Source organism: Methyloceanibacter sp., assembly GCF_050728395.1.
Classification (GTDB): Bacteria; Pseudomonadota; Alphaproteobacteria; order Rhizobiales; family Methyloligellaceae; genus Methyloceanibacter.
Genome location: NZ_JBOHJB010000011.1, coordinates 12,922 through 31,346, shown reverse-complemented (window position 1 = coordinate 31,346; position 18,425 = coordinate 12,922). Strand labels below are relative to the sequence as shown.

The window sequence follows — 18,425 nt, the reverse complement described above, 5'->3', positions numbered from 1 at the left end:
TTTTTTTGGGCGCTCCGGCGGCAGGTTTGCCCTTATTGCCAGGGGCAATACGCCGCGGGCTGGAAGCGCAGGGCGTGCAAAGAGAAAGGGATCTGCGGGGCCCCGCAGATCCCTTTCCGAATGTGTGCGACGGTTAACTAAGCGTGCTTGTGGGTCGCCTTGTAGTGAGCGCGGCACTCCTTCCGGTAGGCCCTACGCTCCTTCATGGTGCCGAGATGGGCAGCCTTGGCGGCCTTGTAGCAGCCGTGGCAGGCGAACGCCGGGGACGAGCCCACGGGGGCCGTGGCTGCGGCGAGGAGAAGAGTGGCAACGGCGGCTAGAAAGACTTTCTTAACCATCAAGTTACTCCGTTTAGTTGTGACGCAACGTTACGCAGGTGCAATAGGCATCAAGGGACGGCGCGCCGTCAACCTCCTTGTTCCACCTCCTGCTCGATTGGCCAAAAGGTTTGCGCCAAGGACACACGACCCTCCTCGTCTCCCGTCGCGGAGCTGGCGTCGTCCCGACCGCGCCCGAAGACGCAACTCCTGGCGCGCTTGACCCTCGCTGTCCCGCTCTCTACCAAACGGCGCATGAGTCAATTCGAGGCCCCGCCGCTCACCCGCATCCGCAACTTTTCCATCATCGCCCATATCGACCACGGCAAATCGACCCTCGCCGACCGGCTGATTCAGCTCTGCGGGGGCCTTTCCGCGCGGGAGATGAAGGAGCAGGTGCTCGATTCCATGGATATCGAGCGGGAGCGCGGCATCACCATCAAGGCGCAGACCGTGCGGCTCGACTACCGCGCCCGCGACGGCGAGCTCTATGAGCTGAACCTGATCGACACGCCGGGGCATGTCGATTTCGCCTATGAGGTGAACCGTTCGCTCGCCGCCTGCGAGGGCTCGCTGCTGGTGGTCGACGCCACGCAAGGGGTCGAAGCGCAGACGCTCGCCAATGTCTATCAGGCGCTCGACAACCACCACGAGGTGGTCCCGGTCCTGAACAAGATCGACCTGCCGGCGGCGGAGCCGGAAAAAGTGCGCCAACAGATCGAGGACGTGATCGGGCTCGACGCCCATGACGCGCTCGAGATCTCGGCAAAGACCGGCCTAGGCGTGCCGGAGGTGCTTGAGGCGATCGTGCATCGCCTGCCGGCGCCGACAGGCGATGCCAAGAAGCCGTTGAAGGCGCTCCTCGTCGACAGCTGGTATGACGCCTATCTCGGCGTGGTGGTGCTCGTGCGCATTTTCGACGGCACTCTCCACAAAGGCCAGCGTATCCGCCTGATGTTGACGGGCGGCTCCTACCAGATCGACCGCGTCGGCATCTTCCGCCCGAAGCAGGAGATGCGCAATTCGCTTGCGCCCGGCGAGATCGGCTTCTTCACCGCTTCGATCCGCCAGGTCGCCGATACCCGCGTCGGCGATACCGTAACTGAAGAGCGGCGTCCGGCGGCGGAGCCGCTGCCAGGCTTCAAGCCGGCGCAGCCCGTGGTGTTCTGCGGCCTGTTTCCCGTCGATTCGAGCGAGTTCGAGAATTTGCGCGAGGCGGTCGGCAAGCTCCGCCTCAACGATGCGAGCTTTTCCTACGAGATGGAGACCTCGGCCGCGCTCGGCTTCGGCTTTCGCTGCGGCTTTCTCGGCCTCCTGCATCTTGAGATCATCCGCGAGCGGCTCGAGCGCGAATTCAACATCGACCTGATCGCAACCGCGCCTTCCGTCATCTATCGCGTGCATCTCACCGACGGCACCATGAGGGAGCTGCACAACCCGGCCGACATGCCTGAGACGCAGAAGATCGCCAAGATCGAAGAGCCGTGGATCGAGGCCACCATCCTCGTTCCCGACGAGCATCTCGGCGCCGTGCTCAAGCTGTGCGAGGACCGGCGCGGGCGGCAGAAGAACCTCACTTATGCAGGCTCACGCGCCATGCTCGTCTATGAGCTGCCGCTGAACGAGGTGGTGTTCGATTTCTACGACCGGCTGAAGTCGGTGAGCCGAGGCTATGCGAGCTTCGATTATCACATCATCGGTTATGAGGAGGGCGAGCTCGTCAAGATGGCGCTGCTCGTCAATGACGAGCCGGTCGACGCGCTGTCGGTGATCGTGCATCGGAGCCGCGCCGAGGCGAGGGGCCGGGCCATGGTGGAGAAGCTGAAGGACCTGATCCCGCGGCACATGTTCAAGATCCCGATCCAGGCCGCGATCGGCGGCAAGGTGATCGCGCGGGAGACGATCAGCGCCTTGCGCAAGGACGTGACCGCCAAATGCTACGGCGGCGACATCACCCGCAAACGCAAGCTTCTCGACAAGCAGAAGGCTGGCAAGAAGAAGATGCGGTCATTCGGCCGCGTCGACATTCCGCAAGAGGCGTTCATCGCCGCGCTCAAGATGGACGGGAATTAGAGCCGAGCACGTGCCCCTGCGACGGTCCGCCCGCGCGGCAAAGGTGTATCGCGCGCGGACCCAAAGACGCATCGCTTGCGTTCTTATCCTTGTTTCGCTGCGGCCGAACCCAAGGAGTCACCATGCGCTTTGTCCCCTATCTTCTGTCAGCCCTCCTGCTCGGCGCCATGCTGGGAACGGCGCAGGCCGCGCCGGCCACCATCGAAGGCGCCTGGGGCGGATCCGGAATAGCCAAGATCCGCAACCGCACCGACCGTATCGTGTGCCGGGTAAACTTCGACAAGATCGCGCAGACCACATTCAGCGTCTCGGCGCATTGCTCCGCCGGAGACCGCAGTTACGAGCAGACCGGACGCGTGTCGCGCGTGAGCTCCAATCGCTATCGCGGTTACGTCGACAACGTCCAATTCAACGACAGGGGCAATGTTTCGATTTCGCAGAGCGGCTCTCGCCTGACCGTCAACGTGAGCGGAGGCCGCGGCACGGCGAACCTGACCTTGTCGAGACGCTAGCCGCGCCTCAGCTCGTGCGGACGCGCCAGGCGAGATAAGTGAGCGCCGCACCCTCGCACAGAAGCTGGATGCCGAGCAGCACGCCGAGCAGGATCTCCGACGCGACCGACAGATTGGCCCAGAGATAAACGGCGAGCAGAATGCCGACGATGCCGGCGCCAAGCACCCAGCCCCAATTGGGGAAGGGCCTGATGGTGAGCGCGAATATCACCTTGGCCATGCCCTCAACCATGAAATAGACGATCAGCAGCACGCTGAACACGGCGAGCCCCGATTCAGGCTGGCGGAGCAGGAGGAGGCCGACCACGATGGACAGCACGACGGAGATCAGCTGCAGCCAGAAATGCGGGACCTGGCGCGCGCCGATCAGCCCGATGCCCTGCACGATGCCGCTGATGATCAGGATCCAGGCGAGCAGAACGATGATCGCCACCGAGGCAATCAGCGGATAGACCAGGGCAAGAAAGCCGGCCACCACCATCAGAATGCCCTGGAGCAGATACCAAAGCGAATAACGCTTCACCGTCTCGCGCATCGCTTCACGCATGGCCGCTGCGGCGGCTTCGAGCGGAATGGTAGCCATGGGAGCAACCTCCTTGTGGACGAATCGCGGTAGGAGAGTATGCGAGTGGGGGGAAGGCCGTTCAATTAACATGGGCCTGTTCCACACCGGAATTCGGGGAGGGTCATGAGCGAGGATCGCGCCGCAAGCGCCATCCGCAAGGCGAGCCGCAGGCTGATCCCGTTCCTCGTCCTGTGCTACGCCGTCAATTTCCTCGACCGCGTCAATGTCGGCTTCGCCGCGCTCTCCATGAATGAAGATCTCGGCTTCACGCCCGAGATCTTCGGCTTCGGCGCCGGCATCTTCTTCGTCGGCTATATCCTCTTCGAGATTCCCAGCAATCTCGCTCTGCATAAATTCGGCGCGCGCATCTGGATCGCGCGCATCATGATCAGCTGGGGCGTGGTTGCGACCGCCATGGGTTTCGTCACCGGCGAAACGAGCTTCTACGCCTTGCGCTTTGCACTTGGCGTCGCCGAGGCAGGATTCTTCCCAGGCATCATCCTCTATCTTACCTATTGGTTTCCGCGTGAGAGCCGCGCCAGCATCGTCTCCCTGTTCATGACCGCGGTTCCCCTCGCCACGGTGGTCGGCGGACCTCTCTCCGGCATGCTGCTCGGCTTGCATGGATTGGGTGGCATCGCTGGCTGGAGGTGGCTGTTCATCATCCAAGGCATCCCCGCGGTGCTGCTCGGCATCGTGGCCTTGAGGTTCCTCACCGACCGGCCCAAGGACGCGCAATGGCTCGCGCCGGAAGAGAGGACCGCGCTCGAGCGGCGGCTCGAGGCCGAAGCCGAAGACACGCGGGCCAGCGGCTATGCCGGCATTGGCCAGGCGCTCACCAATCCGCGCGTGATCGAGCTCGGCCTACTTTATTTCTGCCTGGTGGTGGGGCTCTACGGCATCGGCTTCTGGATGCCGCAGGTGCTCAAGACCTTCGGCCTGTCGAACCTTGCGGTCGGCTTCCTCACCGCCGTGCCCTATCTCGCCGCCGCTATCGGCATGGCGATCGCCGGGCGCCATTCCGATGCCACGGGCGAACGCATCTGGCACGTAGCGCTGCCGCTGTTCGTGTCGGGCGCGGCTTTCGCCTGGTCGGCCCATGCCGGGCCGCTTCCGCTTGTCGTGCTCGCCTTGTCGCTCGCCACCCTCGGCATCTACGCCGCCATCGGTACGTTCTGGTCGCTGCCGACCTCGATCCTGACCGGCACCGGAGCGGCGGCGGGGCTCGCGCTGATCAACTCCATCGGCAATTGCGGAGGGTTTGCCGGGCCGGTCATCGTCGGCCAGTTGAAGGGGGCCACGGGAGACTTCACCGCCTCCTTGCTCTTCCTCGCAGGCGCGCTTGCCTTGGCGGGAGCGCTTGCGCTCCATTTCGGCGAGAGCGAGCGGCGACGGAGGCGCAGCACGGGGGCGATATAGCCGATTTTGGTTGACAGCACGGGCACTTGCGGGCGCGCCTAAACCCGGCCTGATGAGACTCTCCCTATAAATACGCCTAACCCATAGATGTTCTCATAATGGCACGAAAATCTTCTCGCCCTAATCTTGTCAAATTTGTGAGCATAGAAGCAACTTTACGGCAGAGCGGTGTTCTTTCTGCGGGGTTCCCTGCTAATACCTTGACAGTGTAGTTAATATCACGCTCAATTGCTTTTTTGAGGGACAGAAGCGGCAATCATCCCGGAGGAAATTGGGCACCCTCGCCCAAAGATCGGCCCCCGGTTTCTCCTCTGTTTCCTAGGCGGACGCATAGCTTCTGTCTTGGCCATCCCGGGTTCGCGCAGCCCTGGGCTGGGCACCATGTCAACAGTATTGCGCGTTGGAGGGGTAGTAATGCGTATCGCCCTCGCGCTTGGGTTGTGCCTGATCGGCTTTGCCGCGATGGCCGCGCCCCGCGCCAAGACGGACAAGCCCGAGCTTCCCCAAGTCGAGACTTCCACTCAGAGCCAAAACTTGCGGGAAAACTACCGCTCTCGTCTGAACGAGAACGTGGTGACCATCATGGCCGCGAGCCCAAGCGAGACCGACCTCTCCATCGCCACCGATATCGCTCAAGTGGTGGACGACGGCGACAATCTCCGCGTGCTGCCCATCGTCGGCCGCGGCGTCGCCCAGAACGTCAAGGACGTGTTGTTCATGCGCGGCGTCGACATGGGGATCACCCAGGCCAACGTGCTGAAGCACTATGCCAAGACCGGCGAGCTCGGCGCGAATTTCATCGACCAGGTCGTCTATGTCGCCAAGCTGTTCAACGAAGAGGTCCACGTCGTGGTGCGCTCCGATGTGACCGACATCAAGCAGCTCAAAGGCAAGGTGGTGAATCTCGGGGCGCCGGGAAGCGGCACGGCAATCACCGGGCACCTGTTGCTCGACGACCTCGGCATCACGGTGCAGGAATCTCATCTCAACGACGCTGACGCCATCGAGAAGCTGAAGTCGGGCGGGATCGCCGCCGCCGTGTTCATGGCCGGCAAGCCCGCGCCGGTGATGGACTGGCTCAAGGGCAGCGACGGCTTGAAGCTGCTTGCCCTTCCCTACACGAAAGAGCTCGAGGACGCCTACTATCCGGCCACGCTCACCCACGACGACTATCCCGAGCTCATCGCCAAGGGCCAGAGCGTCGATTCGGTCTCGGTCTGCGCGGTGCTGATCGCCTTCAACTGGAGCAGGGACAACGTCCGCTACCGCAAGGTCGCCAAGTTCGTCGATGCCTTCTTCGGCAAGTTCGACGAGTTTCAGAAGCCGCCGCGCCACCCGAAATGGCGCGAGGTAAACTTTGCCGCCACGCTCGAAGGATGGCACCGGTCGCCGGCATCGCAAGCCTGGATCGACCGCGCCAAGCAGGGCCCGGCGACGGCATCGCGGTCGAACTTCGACACGTTCCTTGCGCAAAACGCGCCGTCGAACGGGACGCAGGTTTCCGATGGCCAGCGCGCGGAGTTGTTCAAAGCGTTTCTGGAGTGGAACAAAACTCAACACTAGCCGTTCACCAGGTCAGCCAAATTGGATGCCCGCGGTTTGTATTGCGTTGGAGGGTGTCATGGGCAAACCAGAATTCAGTTCATCCGAGCCGTATCTGCCGCCGAAGACCTTGGCCGAACGCCTGAAAGCGCAGGCGAACGGGCAGGTGGAGATCGAAGCCGCATCCTTCATGGCGGAGCGCTTCGCGCCTGATCTCCAGGCGCCGGCAGCCAATGACGAAGGGACGCCATTGGAACCGATGGCGGAGCCGGGCCCCGCAGCCGAGCCTGCGCCGCAGCGATCGCCGTGGTCGAGCGGCCTGATCGTGACGGCCTTCGCCCTCGTTGCGCTCGTGCCGGTCATTGCCTTTGGCGCGCTTTATTCGCGCGGCGCTCTGAGCGTTGCAAGCCTGCACGCGGTGATCGGCGAAGACCGCGCCGAGCAGACGCCGCAGGCGGTGCAACCGGCGCCGCAAGCGGTACAACCGGCGCCTCCGGTGGCGCAACAACCGCCGCAAGCGGTGGAACAAGCAGGCGTCGCCACCACACCTGCGTCCGAGACGATCCTTGCCAAGCGGGATATCGAGATTCCGCCGGTCACGCTTTCGACGCCGCCTTCCGTCGTCGGCGAGGCCGGCAAGGAGACCGCTTTCGCCATATCGCTGGACAGCGGCGAAAATCTCCCCCCGCGCAGCATCATCACCATTCGCGGCCTGCCGGAGGGGACGAGCTTCTCCGCCGGGCGTCCCTTCGGCGAGACGGAGTGGAGTTTGAGGCCCGACGAGATCAGCGGCTTGCGCCTGCTGCTGCCGGCGACCGCGAGTGGCCGGCGGGCGCTCAGCGTCAATGTGGTGGCGGCTGACGGCACGATGATCGCGAGCTCCAGCACGCGACTCGACATCGCGCCAGATCCAAAGGCGGCGCTCATCTTGCGGCCGCAGGATACAGCGCTCATCGATGACCTCATCGCGCATGGCCGCAAGATGGTCTCTGTTGGGTATTTCCCAGGAGCCCGCGGCTACTTCCAGCGCGCGGCAGAAGCCGGGAGCGCGGAAGCAGCCTTCTCGGTCGGCCTCTCCTACGATCCGTCCTTCATCGCGGAGATCGGCGCGCAAGGGATCAAGCCCGACGTGAAGCAGGCACGCATCTGGTACGAACGGGCCAAGGCGCTCGGCTACAAGGATGCCGACGCGAAGCTCGCCGCGCTATCCAAGACGGAAGCCGCAGTTGAGACGCCGGCGGCGGCGACCGCGCCGAAGCCAGCGGAGGTTCCCGTGCTGCCGGTGGTGACCACGCCGCAGCCGGTTGTCGAGCCGGCGACGCCCGAGCCCAGCGAGACAGGGGCGGCCGATCCGGAATGGGTCGAAGTTTCGAGCCCGGTGAATATGCGCTCGGCGCCCACACCGCAAGCGGACACTGTCAACGTCGCCGAACCCGGGAAGCGCTACCAAGCCACCGGCCGGCAGGGCAGCTGGGTGCAGGTCACCGACCCGGCCACGGCGGAAGTCGGCTGGGTCTATGCCCGCTACGTGGCGGCGGCAGAGGCGCCGAGCCGGTAAGCGACCGCGGGTCAGGCCGAGCTCAGGCGACGCGCGCCGCGGCCTTCTCGTCCTGCGCAGGCTTCTCGCCCTTCGCCGGCGGCGTCTTGCTGTCCTTGGGCGCCTTGTCGTCCTTGGCGGCGGTATCGCTCTTCGGCGGCGCCTCGCTCTTTGCCGCTTCGTGACCGCGCGCGGCATCGATGCAGAACCGGGCGGCTTCCTTCAACGTCGTGGCATAGGCGTCGGCTTCCGCCGTTGCCTCCAGCGCCTTGAGACCAGCCTCGCTTCTTCCATCGCACCAGAAGCCGACCAGGACGGTGGCGCCCTCGGGCAGGATGCGGCGCAACCGGCGCACGAGATAGCGGACATGGGCCGCGTGCGCACTCGCGCCGAAATAAGAGAGACAAACGAGCTTGGTCTTCGAGGCTTCAAGCGAAACGATGTGGGCGGCGGAAATGGCATCGCTTGGAAGGGAGCGGGCCTTGAGGCCCTGCCGTTGCAGCGCTCCGGCGAGCATGCTGGCGGCAGCCTCATCTAGCGGCGTGCGCCCACCGACGCAGAGCGCCGCGTCCTGCGCCTCCCAGCCGGGAGCAAGCGCGCCCTCGAGCATGGGAAGCTGGTCGACCTCCTCGTCCTGCTCGACGCTGGCGAGCGACGCCAATCCGCCTGGAGCTTCCTCGACCTCGATCTCGGTGTGCACTTTTCTGAACCAGCGCCGTGGCTCGAAATCGGTGAGGTTGTCCATCATCTCGTCGACGGTGGCCCCGATGCCTTCCAGATTCTCGGCATCGAGCGAGCCGCGCTCGGCGTCGCTCTCGGCAAGCTTGAGGCCGGCGAGAGCAACATCGTCGAGATAGTCCACGAGCGGGCGCCCTTCCTTCAGGCAAAGTTCGGCTTGATAGGTGGCCTCGGCGGAATCGCCGATGAGCGCGCGCTGGTAGAAGCTCTGCGCCGGGGTGAGCGCCGGCTTGTCGCCGAGCAGCACGTCGAGAAAGTTCAAGCCCTCGACATGGCGCCCAAGCACCACGAGGCACACGGTGAGCGGCATGGCGAGCAACAGGCCGAGTGGGCCCCACAGCCAGGTCCAGAACACGGTCGAGAGGATCACGGCAATGGGCGAAAGACCGGTGCCGTGGCCGTAGACGAGCGGCTCCACCACCTGCCCCATGATCAACTCGGAGCCGAGGAACAGGCCGCCGGTCAACAGCATCGTCGTCCAACCGGGATCGACCACGGCACCCAACAGAACGGGCGGGGCGGCGGCGATGAAGGGGCCGACGTAAGGAACGAAGCGCATCAGCATGGCGAGGATGCCCCACACCATGGGGCTCGGAATGCCGATCGCCCACAGCCCAAGCGCGATGAAGATGCCATAGGCGGAATTGATCAGGACCTGGCGCAGGAAGTAGCCCGACAGCCGTTTCGCGGCGTCATTCATCGTGGCGGTAGCGCGCTGCATGTCGGAGGCGCCCATCAGGCGGACCAGCCGGTCGCGCAGATCCTCGCGCTGAAGCAGGATGAAAATGACGAACAGGATGACGATGCCGGCAGTGGCAAGCGGCGGCAGCACCGTGCCGAGCACGCGTTGCAAGATCTCGAAGGCCCGCGGCTCGGGTCTTGTGACCTCGACGGGAATGGGCTTGGCTGGGGCCTTGTCGTCAAGGCTCGGACTTGGACTCGCAGAGACGCTTGGGGCCGGCGGCGCGGACGGTTGAGAGATCTCTTTCTCGATGCCCTTGAGAGCGCCGGCCGCTTTCTCGAGCGTCGACGACGACGACGCCGACTTACGCACGGAGGCGATCTTTTCGGCGAGCACGTGCTGATAGCGCGGCAGGTCGCCGGCGAGCTGAGAGGCCTGTTGCGACATCATCCAGCCGAGGCCAAAGATGATGGCGAAGGCGAAAGTCACCACGATGATCACAGCCAGGACGCGCGGCACCTTGACTTTGCGCAGGAGGAGCAGGAGCGGCGTCAGCACGAAGCTCAGCAGAATGGCGAGCGTGAGCGGCAGCAAGACTTCACGCGCGATATAGAGCGTGCCGACGACGATTGCCCCGATCATCAGCCCCTGAAGCAGCGCGACGCGGCTGTCCGAGCCAGAGGAAAACATCGGAAAGGGCGAGCGAGGCGGCATGGCGGGGCTCCCGTCACGCCAAGACGCCCGAAGCTCCAAAAAGGCCCGGCCGGCGCTTGGCTTCTGCGCCTTCCGGCATAGCATTGCCGGCTGGGCGGAGCCATAACCTTGGCTGTCACGGAAAGCTTCCCGAAACGATGAGCCCCACTAGGCTATGGACCGGGCGACGGCGCTTGAGCTAAACCGCTAGGTGCCGTTCGTCAGTGACATAGGAGGACTCGCGTTGATCAGAACACTCTTGGCCAGTTCATTTCTCGCGGCCGGGCTCTTGCTCGCAGGTTCGAGCCAGCCGGCGCACGCCGTGTGGGTCTGCGGCCCCGTGCAATGCGTTTGGGACCCGACCCCAGATGTCGGCTATGTCGTGCCGGGCTATGCGGCGGCCTGGCAAGCGCCACTGTATCCGGGATGCTTTTGGAAACGTGGCCTGCTCGGCCGCTGGAAGATGGTCTGCCCGTAGGCTTCAAGACAAGCGATCGGCCAGCGGGTCTTGAGCCCGCTGGCGGTTCGAGCCTTCCAGCTGCCTACTTCCCCGCCACGAAATTCGCCGAGGCGTCGGTGATGGGCTGCTCCGTGCCTTCCATCTTGATGATGCGCACCTCACCCTTGGCGGCCTCGACCGCCTGCTTCAGATCGACCATATGGATCGACTGATCGGTAAAGGTCCTGAAATACCAGCGCAGATTCTTGAGATCGGCGACGCTCGTCCATTCGGTGATCTCGTCGACCGTGCCGCCGATGGCCGAGTTCTGCACCGCGCCTTTCGGGATGTCGAACTGATTCAAGATGTGGAATGCTGATACCACGGCGTCCTCCGCGGTCGCGTTCGGCGCCGCCGACTGGCTGTAGATCGCCGCGCGCACGAAGCGCGAGGGCGGGGTGAAGTCGCCGGGCATGCCATGCAGGCCCGAGCCTGAGCCGAAGGCCTGGAGTGCGACCGGCCCGAGCTTGACACCTTCCACGTCCTTCACCGAGAGATTGATGTAGTTCTGCAGGTTGGTCATGTGCCAGTCGTAGGTCGGCGCGTTGGTCATGACGCCGAGCGGCGCGTCATGCACCTTCAAGGTGCCGTCCACTGGCTCAACCACGATCGACTTGCCGCTCTTGTCCTGGATGAAGAAATGGGCGCCCGCCACAGCGCCTTGTGGGCTACCGAGCCCAGGCGCCGGCGTCGGCACCACCACGATCGACTTCACCCCTTCCTTCACCTCATCGACGGTGGCGAAATTGGCGAGCACCCACATGCCGAATTCCTGTGGCGCAATGGCGTGGTTGGAATTCTCCGGCGTCACGTCCGTGTATTTGGCGTAGTTCGGGAAATAGAACAGGCCGACGGAAAGTCCCTGATCGTTGATGCCGTCGAGAATGGCGGGAAGCCCGAGCGCATTGGCGCCGACGATGGCATAGCGCGAGGTGTAGGTGAGGCCCTTGCCGCCGTCGGGCAGCGTCCCACTCATCTCCTTGCCGGCCGGGATGACGAGCACATTCGACTGCATGGGGAAGCCGAATTCGAGCGTGCGCCCGCGGATCGCAGCACCGTCCTGCGCTTTCAGGCTGATGCCGGTGCAGGCGAAGCCTGGCGTGGTGGCGAACGCAAGAGCAGCAATCAGGGTGAGAACAGCGGCTTTGCGGATCATGAGGGGACCTCCGTGATGCGATTGCCGGCAGTGTCCGCTCAAACCGGTGAAAGTCGGATTAAGTGCCGAGTTTGCCGACAATTCGCCGCGAATTTTAGCAGCGTCTGGTCCGCTTCAGGAAGTGGAGACGTTGAACAGCGAACCGATGCCGTAAGTCGCAGCCGCCGCAGCGGCGCCGATCGCGAGCATGCGCAAGCCGCTCATCCAGGCATTCTTGCCCGAGAACAGGCTGAGCAGGGCGCCAACGACAAACAGCGCGGCGCCGGAAATTGCCGCGGCGATGGCGACGCCTTGGCGAGCGCCGATGAGGAAGGGAACGAGCGGCAGGCTCGCGCCGACGGCGAAGGCGATGAAGGATGAGAGCGCCGCGCTTGTCGGCGAGCCGAGATCGTCGGGGTTGAGGCCAAGCTCCTCGCGCGCGAGCGTATCGAGCGCCTTTTCAGGGTTGGCGATCAGATGGGAGGCGACGTCGCGGGCTTCCGCGAGCGGGATGCCGCGGGCGGCGTAGATCAGCGCGAGCTCCTCAGCCTCCTCCTTGGGATAGCGCTCGAGCTCCTCGGCTTCTTGCGAGATCTGATGTTCGAACATCTCGCGCTGCGACAGCATGGAGATGAACTCGCCGGCAGCCATGGAGAACGCGCCGGCGAGCAGCCCGGCCACGCCGGTGAGCACGATGACGTTCGGCTCGGCGGCGGCGCCGGCCACGCCCATGACCAGACAGGTGTTGGAGACAAGCCCATCGTTGACGCCGAACACACCGGCGCGGAGCGTGCCACCGCCGAAGCTGCGGTGGCGCCGGCCGACCTCTTCGACGGTCTTTGGCCAAGGATGCCCGGCGGGTCGCACCTCGGTCTTGCCGCTATAAACCGAGACGCCGCGCACCTTCGTGGCCGACAGGATTGGGCGCATGGCGCGCGGGCCAACGACGGCTATGCCTTTGGCGATGAGGCGGGAACGGAGCGACGGGGTGAACTGCGGCGTGCTGCCAAGATCGCGAGCGAGGATGCCAGCCTGCTCTTCGGCCGCGGCCGCCATGTCGTTGAACAAAGCTGCCTTGGCCGGATCGGGCTCGGCGGCCGCGACGGCAGAGGAAAGAAAGGCTGCCGTCTTTTCCGAGCGCCAGCGGTCCAGCGTCTCGCCGACGGCGGTCACGAGAGCAAATTCACCTTGCCGGTGGCGATATCGTACACTCCGCCATAGGCGCCGATCTTCTTCGCGGCAAGCGCCTCGGACAGGATCGGCTCGTCATCATACATGCGCTTCACATTGAGCTTGACGTTCTCCTCGATGGCTGCAGCCACGAGGTCGCTCGGATGCCGTGCATGGGCGGCGATGACCGCGGGCTCGATCGCCTTGATCAGCTCAGGCAAATGACCAGGGAGCACAGCACGCTCCATCACCACTTTGACGGCGGCGGCCACCGCCCCGCAATTGGTATGGCCGACGACCATCAACAGCGGTGCGCCGAGAAACTTCACCGCGTATTCGAGGCTCGCCAGGCCGTCATCGTCGAGGAAGTTGCCGGCGAGCCGCACCACGAAGAGGTCGCCGGGGCTTTGATCGAAGACAAGGTCGGGCACGACCCGGCTGTCCGAGCAGCTCAAGATCGCAGCGATGGGAAACTGCGCCCCGGCACGGGCGGCGCGCCCAGCCGAGAAGTCACGCTCATTCGGCGCATTCGCCGCATAGCGCGCGTTCCCCTCCATAATGCGCTGGAGCGCCGCATCGGGGCTGATGGCGTTCGCTCCCTCGGCCGGCGGCTCGGCGGCCCACAAACGTGCCGATGGTACCGCGGTTGCGGCAAGTGCCGCACCGGCGCCAACCATGAGGCCGCGCCGGGACAAACGATGATGGGCTGAACCGCAAAGCTCACACATGGGATCTCCTTCTGGTCAGATTGCGTCTTTAGGCTTGTAGAGCGTCAGGCGATAGCAATCGAGGTTGCGGGCGAGAAATTCGTAGGCCGCGCCCCAGAGATAGAGCCGGAACTTTCGGAACTCGAAATCACCGAAGCTGCGCTGGATGAAGTCCTTGTTCGATTCGAGGTTAAGCGCCCATTGCTTGAAGGTGAGGAAATAGCTCCAGCGATCGTTGTGCACCTCCATCAGCTCGAACTCGGTCTTGGCGAGCTTGTCGAGTAGATCGTCGAGCACGAGAAAGGAATGATTGCCCGGATAGATGTGGCGCACCATGAAGGTGGAGAGCTCGTATTTTTTCCGCGCCGCGCTGCCGTCGAGGAACACGAAGCCGCCGGGCTTCAGCAATTGATAGAACTTCTTCAGCACCCGCTCGTAGTTGGGCAGATGCTCGATCACGCCCATGATCACGATCGAGTCGAATTTCTCGGCGGGCTCGAAGTCGTAGAAGTCGGTGAGCAGGATGTCGAACTGGTCGCTCGCGACGCCGCCGCCGAAATTGGCGAGCTTGCCCTTGAGGTAGGATTGCGACACTTCCGAATTGGTGATGCCGGTGAAGCGGACGCCGGCCTGCAGCGCGTGCCCGGCAAAGGCGCCCCAGCCTGGTCCGACCTCCAGCACGCGCTTTCCCGGGCCAAGCTCGCATTTCTCGATCGCCCAGTCGAACTTGCGCTCCAAGGCCTTGGCGAGCGGCTCGTCGTCGCGGGTGTAGACGCCCTGGCTGTAGGCAGGGAACACGGGATCGAGAAAGCTCAAGAACAGTTTCGGGTCGGCATTGTAGTGAGAGGAGATGGCGCGCTTGTTGGTATAGACCTGACCGAACAGCAGCGGCTCGACGAAGCGCCACGCCGCCACCAGGGGATGGCGGTCGTCGAGTGAGGCACGGAGCGCGAACGGCTTGAGCATGTCGCCCTCGAGATCGATATCGCCAGCGAGATAGGCCTCGGCAATATCGCCCTCATCGAGCGTGCGCAGCGCCTTGAGCGCGCGCTCGTTGCGCAGCCCGACACGAAACTCCTCATCGCCGAGACCGATCTTGCGCTTCTCCCCGCTCGGCAGCTCGATCGAGAAGGGCGTGGAAAATCCGCTCAAGCGATTGACGAAAAGGTCGAGCGCTGCGGTGGCTGAAGACATACGGCTCCCCGAATTTTGCTTGTGCCGGTTGACGATAGAAGCCCGGTGCCGCTCATGGCGGGGCGGCCTCTCCGCTTTCCTCCGATTGTGCCCCGGAAGCTTTAGCAAGCTCAAGGACAGGATGCACGCGCCCCTTTACCTTTGCCCGGCTTGGCGGTTGTTGTCCTTGGGCGGCGCCGCTATCATCGCGCCGCAATCATAAGGGGGATAGCGTATGTTCGAGTCTGCATGCTTGCCGAGGTTTGCCGCCACAGGAATTCTGGCCGCCTTTCTCAGCCTCGGCACCGGCGGCGCGGCAAAGGCGCTTTACGACGTCGAGCCCAGCGAAATTCCCGGACGCCCCGGCAGCATCATCCGCATTTGGCCGCTGGAAGGCGGCGGCCCTGGAATGGGCGGCATGGGCAACTCATTCCGCATCCTCTACCGCTCGACCGACCCTAGCGGTCGTCCGATCCCCGTCTCCGGCGCGATCTACATCCCAAACGGGCCGGCACCCGCCGGCGGGCGCAACATCATCGCCTGGGCGCACCCAACCTCCGGCGTCATGCCGCCTTGCGCGCCTTCGCTGATGCCGGACGTTGGCGGCATGATGTGGAACCTGCCCAATATGATTACGCAAGGCTACATCGTCGTCGCCACCGACTACCCAGGCCTCGGCACCGACGGCATTCACCCTTATCTGATCGGCGAGAGCGAAGCCCGGTCCGTGCTCGACTCGGTGCGCGCGGCGCGTGAGATGCCGAACACCGGCGCCTCCAACCGTTTCGCCGTCTGGGGTCACAGCCAAGGCGGCCACGCCGCGCTGTACACGGGGGAGGTTGCCGCACGCTACGCGCCGGACCTCAAGCTGGTCGGTGTCGCTGCGGCGGCGCCTGCGACCTATCTCGTCGAGTTGTTCGACGCCGATGAGGCGACCTCGCAGGATCTGGTAGCGATGTCGGTGCTCTCCTGGACGAGGCTCGAGAACGTACCGATCACGAGTGTTGTCGAACCGCAAGCGATGTCTGCCTTCGAAGCGACCGCGAGAGACTGCATCGAATCGGTCTCCGAATTCGAGAAGATCGAAAGGGACGAGTCGCCGCTGAAGAGCGGGCAGTTTCTCAAAATGGACCCGGCGAAGGCCGAGCCCTGGAAGGGGATCATGGTGCACAACTCTCCCGGTCAGGCGCCGGCGGGCGCGCCGGTGTTCATCGCGCAAGGCACCGCCGACACCACGGTGAGACCGGAGATCACCAAGCGCTTCGGTGAGGCGCTGTGCGCCCAAGGTGTGCGCGTGAGCTTCGTGCCGCTTCCCGGGGTGACCCACACCTTTGCCGCGCGCGACAGCGCAGGCGCGGCGCTCAACTGGATGAACGACCGCTTCCGCGGAGCACCGGCGCCGTCGAGTTGCGAACGGTAGCTTATCGCCGGACCAGGCTTTAGAAAATGATCTCGCCGGCGGTAAGCGCCAGGATCAAGATCACGACGAACAGAACGAGGAAGAGAAAGAACAGGATCTTGGAGATCTGCCCCGCGCCGCGCGCGAGGCCGGTATAGCCAAAGGCGCCAGCGACAAGCGAGATCAACAAGCAGATCAGCGCCCACTTCAACAGCCCCATAGTCGCCTCCGTGATCGGCCGCGCAACTTTCCGCGCAAGCCCATGCCCCCCACGCGCGAGCGGCGCGCAGGCAGAGGATGCTACAGGAGTTGTCGCCGGCGACGAAGCGCGAAACTCAAGCGAAGCTCCGCGCGCTGGGCTAGTAGGCGATCTTGATTACCGTATTGCCGCTGCCGTATTGGCGTACGAGCGAGAACAGCGCGGCGGCATTCGAGGGATGCAGCCGCACGCAACCGTGGGAGGCGGGGCGACCGAGATATTTCGTCTCATAGGAACCGTGGATCGCATAACCGCCGTGGAAGAAGATCGAATGCGGCATGGGCGAGCCGCTATAGATGGTTGAGCGGTGCCACACCGCGAGCGCCTGCGGTCTGAACGTGCCGGTCGGGGTATGGTAGCCGCGCCGAGCGGTCGAGACCGGCCAGGAATAGCGTGGACGCCCGTCGACAAAGACATCCATGCGCTGGCTGGAGAGGCTGATTCTGGCAACGACGCCAGCCTCTGCCGGCGCTGCAAGACCGAGCGAAAGCGCGAGAATGGGAAGGGCAAAGGCGCATCGCCTCAGCCAGCGGGGCAGCAAATCGGTCATCGGTGGCTCCCTCGAACGCAAATTTTCAAGCTTTCTCAGGCAAGTCTTACCCCGTCCGCCTGAACATCTCCTGAATCCGTCCGCCCACCTCATTTGGGGACGGAATGCCGCGGTTCAACCGCTTCGCAGCCTTCGCGCTCCAATTGCCGCCATTATTTGTGATAGGTTTCGAGCGCTCGAGAGGGAAACGGGGCAAGATCGATGCATAGGCTGGCACTCTGCCTTGCACTATTGCTGATTTGCGGAGCGGTCTCGGCGGAGCAGATCAAGCCTGCCATCAAGGCGGCCGCCAAGCCTCCGGTGGCCGCGAAAAAGACTACGGCGAAGCCGGCGAAGCCCAAAGGGCCCCCCGCCAAGATGCTGTTCGGCGCCGTCTCGGCGCCCGCGCCTCTCGCTGCGCGCGCCATCGGCTCTTACGCCAGAGGCTGCCTTGCCGGCGGCGTCTCGCTGCCGATCAACGGCCCCGACTGGCAAGTGATGCGGCTCTCGCGCAACCGCAATTGGGGAACGCCGCAACTGCTCGACTATCTCGAGCGACTGGCGAGCGACGCGCGGGCGCGCGACGGCTGGCCCGGTCTCCTTGTCGGCGATATGGCGCAGCCGCGCGGCGGCCCGATGATCACCGGCCATAGCAGCCATCAGATCGGCCTCGATGCCGACGTCTGGCTGACGCCGATGCCGGACCGCACCCTCACCCCTCAGGAGCGCGAGGACATCAGCGCCACGTCCATGCTCAAGGATCCCTTCACCGTCGATCCAGCGGTGTGGACACCGCTGCATACCAAGCTGATCAAGCGCGCGGCATCCTACCCGCAAGTCAGCCGCATCTTCGTGCACCCGGCGATCAAGAAGGTGCTGTGCCAGCAGGCGGGCAAGGACCGTGCCTGGCTTGGGAAGGTAAGGCCCTGGTGGGGCCACTTCTATCATTTCCACATCAGGCTAAAATGTCCTCCCGGCATGGACGGATGCGAGAACCAGAGACCGCCGACCGGCGATGATGGCTGCGGGACCGAGCTTGCGAATTGGTTCTCGATGCTGCGCAAGGCAGAGCTCGCCTCGAGGCCGGCGGTGCCTGGAGCCAAGCCCGCGCCAAAGAAGCCGCCGCTCAGCCTTGGCGACCTGCCGAAAGAGTGCATGACGGTGCTGACGGCCGGTGGCGGCATGCCGACCATAGCCCCAGACGGGACGGTGCCGGCAGCCTTGAAGACGGAGGCTGGAAAGGACGCTGGACCGCCTGCGCCACATCTCGACCCGGAAGCCCTCGCGGCGCTGAAGGCCGAGATGTCGAAGTCCAAATCAGGCAAGAAGACCGCGCCGGCCGCGGCACCTGCCACTGCTGAAGCCACTCCTGCACCTGCCGCGCAGCCTGCTTCTACGGTCGGCCCGGCGTCGCCGTCGGACTCCGTGCCATTGCCCGACCGGAAGCCGCAGTAGCGCTTCACCTCACTTGGCATC

The 18,425-nt window shown here is 64.3% G+C and carries 17 protein-coding genes; 8 read left to right on the top strand and 9 right to left on the bottom strand.

The genetic code is table 11. The annotated features are described in order from the left end of the window. Positions 1 to 137 precede the first annotated feature (137 nt). Positions 138 to 338: a hypothetical protein gene (locus tag ACREC7_RS03585; RefSeq protein ID WP_431554323.1), complete on the bottom strand. Its 201-nt coding sequence runs from the start codon at positions 336 to 338 to the stop codon at positions 138 to 140. Between the two features lie 234 nt (positions 339 to 572). Between ACREC7_RS03585 and lepA the strand changes: the two genes are divergently transcribed. Both lepA and ACREC7_RS03575 read left to right on the top strand, forming a co-directional pair. After that, the gene (lepA, locus tag ACREC7_RS03580; protein ID WP_431554322.1) at positions 573 to 2,390 is read left to right on the top strand and encodes a translation elongation factor 4; all 1,818 of its coding nucleotides are present in this window, start codon (positions 573 to 575) and stop codon (positions 2,388 to 2,390) included. A gap of 122 nt (positions 2,391 to 2,512) precedes the next feature. Further along, positions 2,513 to 2,902, top strand: a complete 390-nt coding sequence (locus tag ACREC7_RS03575) for a hypothetical protein (protein ID WP_431554321.1) — start codon at positions 2,513 to 2,515, stop codon at positions 2,900 to 2,902. Positions 2,903 to 2,909: 7 nt separating this feature from the next. Here ACREC7_RS03575 and ACREC7_RS03570 read toward each other — a convergent pair whose 3' ends face one another. After that, positions 2,910 to 3,485, bottom strand: a complete 576-nt coding sequence (locus tag ACREC7_RS03570) for an HdeD family acid-resistance protein (RefSeq protein WP_431554320.1) — start codon at positions 3,483 to 3,485, stop codon at positions 2,910 to 2,912. Positions 3,486 to 3,590: 105 nt separating this feature from the next. Here ACREC7_RS03570 and ACREC7_RS03565 point away from each other — a divergent pair, with 105 nt between their 5' ends. From ACREC7_RS03565 to ACREC7_RS03555, 3 genes are all read left to right on the top strand, one after another. Then, positions 3,591 to 4,886: an MFS transporter gene (locus tag ACREC7_RS03565; RefSeq protein ID WP_431554319.1), complete on the top strand. Its 1,296-nt coding sequence runs from the start codon at positions 3,591 to 3,593 to the stop codon at positions 4,884 to 4,886. 414 nt (positions 4,887 to 5,300) lie between these two features. Beyond that, on the top strand, positions 5,301 to 6,449 hold the full coding sequence (locus ACREC7_RS03560) for a TAXI family TRAP transporter solute-binding subunit (RefSeq protein ID WP_431554318.1): 1,149 nt from the start codon (positions 5,301 to 5,303) through the stop codon (positions 6,447 to 6,449). Positions 6,450 to 6,507: 58 nt separating this feature from the next. Further along, positions 6,508 to 7,986, top strand: coding sequence for an SH3 domain-containing protein (locus ACREC7_RS03555; protein ID WP_431554317.1), 1,479 nt, complete (start codon positions 6,508 to 6,510; stop codon positions 7,984 to 7,986). Between the two features lie 22 nt (positions 7,987 to 8,008). Here the strand turns inward: ACREC7_RS03555 and ACREC7_RS03550 are convergent, their stop codons facing one another. Further along, positions 8,009 to 10,099 (bottom strand): AI-2E family transporter, encoded by a 2,091-nt coding sequence (locus tag ACREC7_RS03550; RefSeq protein ID WP_431554316.1) that lies wholly within the window; start codon positions 10,097 to 10,099, stop codon positions 8,009 to 8,011. Positions 10,100 to 10,322: 223 nt separating this feature from the next. On the opposite strand from ACREC7_RS03550, the gene ACREC7_RS03545 reads away from it, so the two are divergent. After that, positions 10,323 to 10,556: a hypothetical protein gene (locus ACREC7_RS03545; protein ID WP_431554315.1), complete on the top strand. Its 234-nt coding sequence runs from the start codon at positions 10,323 to 10,325 to the stop codon at positions 10,554 to 10,556. 64 nt (positions 10,557 to 10,620) lie between these two features. Here the strand turns inward: ACREC7_RS03545 and ACREC7_RS03540 are convergent, their stop codons facing one another. The 4 genes from ACREC7_RS03540 to ACREC7_RS03525 form a co-directional block, all read right to left on the bottom strand. Next, positions 10,621 to 11,733 carry a linear amide C-N hydrolase gene (locus ACREC7_RS03540; protein WP_431554314.1) on the bottom strand — a complete coding sequence of 371 codons (1,113 nt, stop codon included), beginning with the start codon at positions 11,731 to 11,733 and terminating at the stop codon, positions 10,621 to 10,623. Positions 11,734 to 11,847: 114 nt separating this feature from the next. Next, the gene (locus ACREC7_RS03535; RefSeq protein WP_431554313.1) at positions 11,848 to 12,885 is read right to left on the bottom strand and encodes a VIT1/CCC1 transporter family protein; all 1,038 of its coding nucleotides are present in this window, start codon (positions 12,883 to 12,885) and stop codon (positions 11,848 to 11,850) included. Beyond that, the gene (locus ACREC7_RS03530) at positions 12,882 to 13,610 is read right to left on the bottom strand and encodes a carbonic anhydrase (RefSeq protein ID WP_431554312.1); all 729 of its coding nucleotides are present in this window, start codon (positions 13,608 to 13,610) and stop codon (positions 12,882 to 12,884) included. The genes ACREC7_RS03535 and ACREC7_RS03530 overlap by 4 nt, the downstream gene beginning before the upstream one ends. Positions 13,611 to 13,625: 15 nt before the next feature. Next, positions 13,626 to 14,783, bottom strand: a complete 1,158-nt coding sequence (locus ACREC7_RS03525; RefSeq protein ID WP_431554311.1) for a class I SAM-dependent methyltransferase — start codon at positions 14,781 to 14,783, stop codon at positions 13,626 to 13,628. A gap of 214 nt (positions 14,784 to 14,997) precedes the next feature. Here ACREC7_RS03525 and ACREC7_RS03520 point away from each other — a divergent pair, with 214 nt between their 5' ends. After that, positions 14,998 to 16,182 carry an alpha/beta fold hydrolase gene (locus ACREC7_RS03520; RefSeq protein ID WP_431554310.1) on the top strand — a complete coding sequence of 395 codons (1,185 nt, stop codon included), beginning with the start codon at positions 14,998 to 15,000 and terminating at the stop codon, positions 16,180 to 16,182. 19 nt (positions 16,183 to 16,201) lie between these two features. On the opposite strand, the gene ACREC7_RS03515 is transcribed toward ACREC7_RS03520, so the two are convergent. Both ACREC7_RS03515 and ACREC7_RS03510 read right to left on the bottom strand, forming a co-directional pair. Then, a complete protein-coding gene (locus ACREC7_RS03515) occupies positions 16,202 to 16,381 on the bottom strand; it encodes a DUF1328 family protein (protein WP_431554309.1) in 180 nt (59 codons plus the stop codon). Between the two features lie 139 nt (positions 16,382 to 16,520). Beyond that, positions 16,521 to 16,970, bottom strand: coding sequence for a L,D-transpeptidase (locus ACREC7_RS03510; RefSeq protein ID WP_431554308.1), 450 nt, complete (start codon positions 16,968 to 16,970; stop codon positions 16,521 to 16,523). Between the two features lie 201 nt (positions 16,971 to 17,171). Between ACREC7_RS03510 and mepA the strand changes: the two genes are divergently transcribed. Further along, positions 17,172 to 18,404: a penicillin-insensitive murein endopeptidase gene (mepA, locus tag ACREC7_RS03505; RefSeq protein ID WP_431554307.1), complete on the top strand. Its 1,233-nt coding sequence runs from the start codon at positions 17,172 to 17,174 to the stop codon at positions 18,402 to 18,404. Positions 18,405 to 18,425 lie beyond the last annotated feature (21 nt).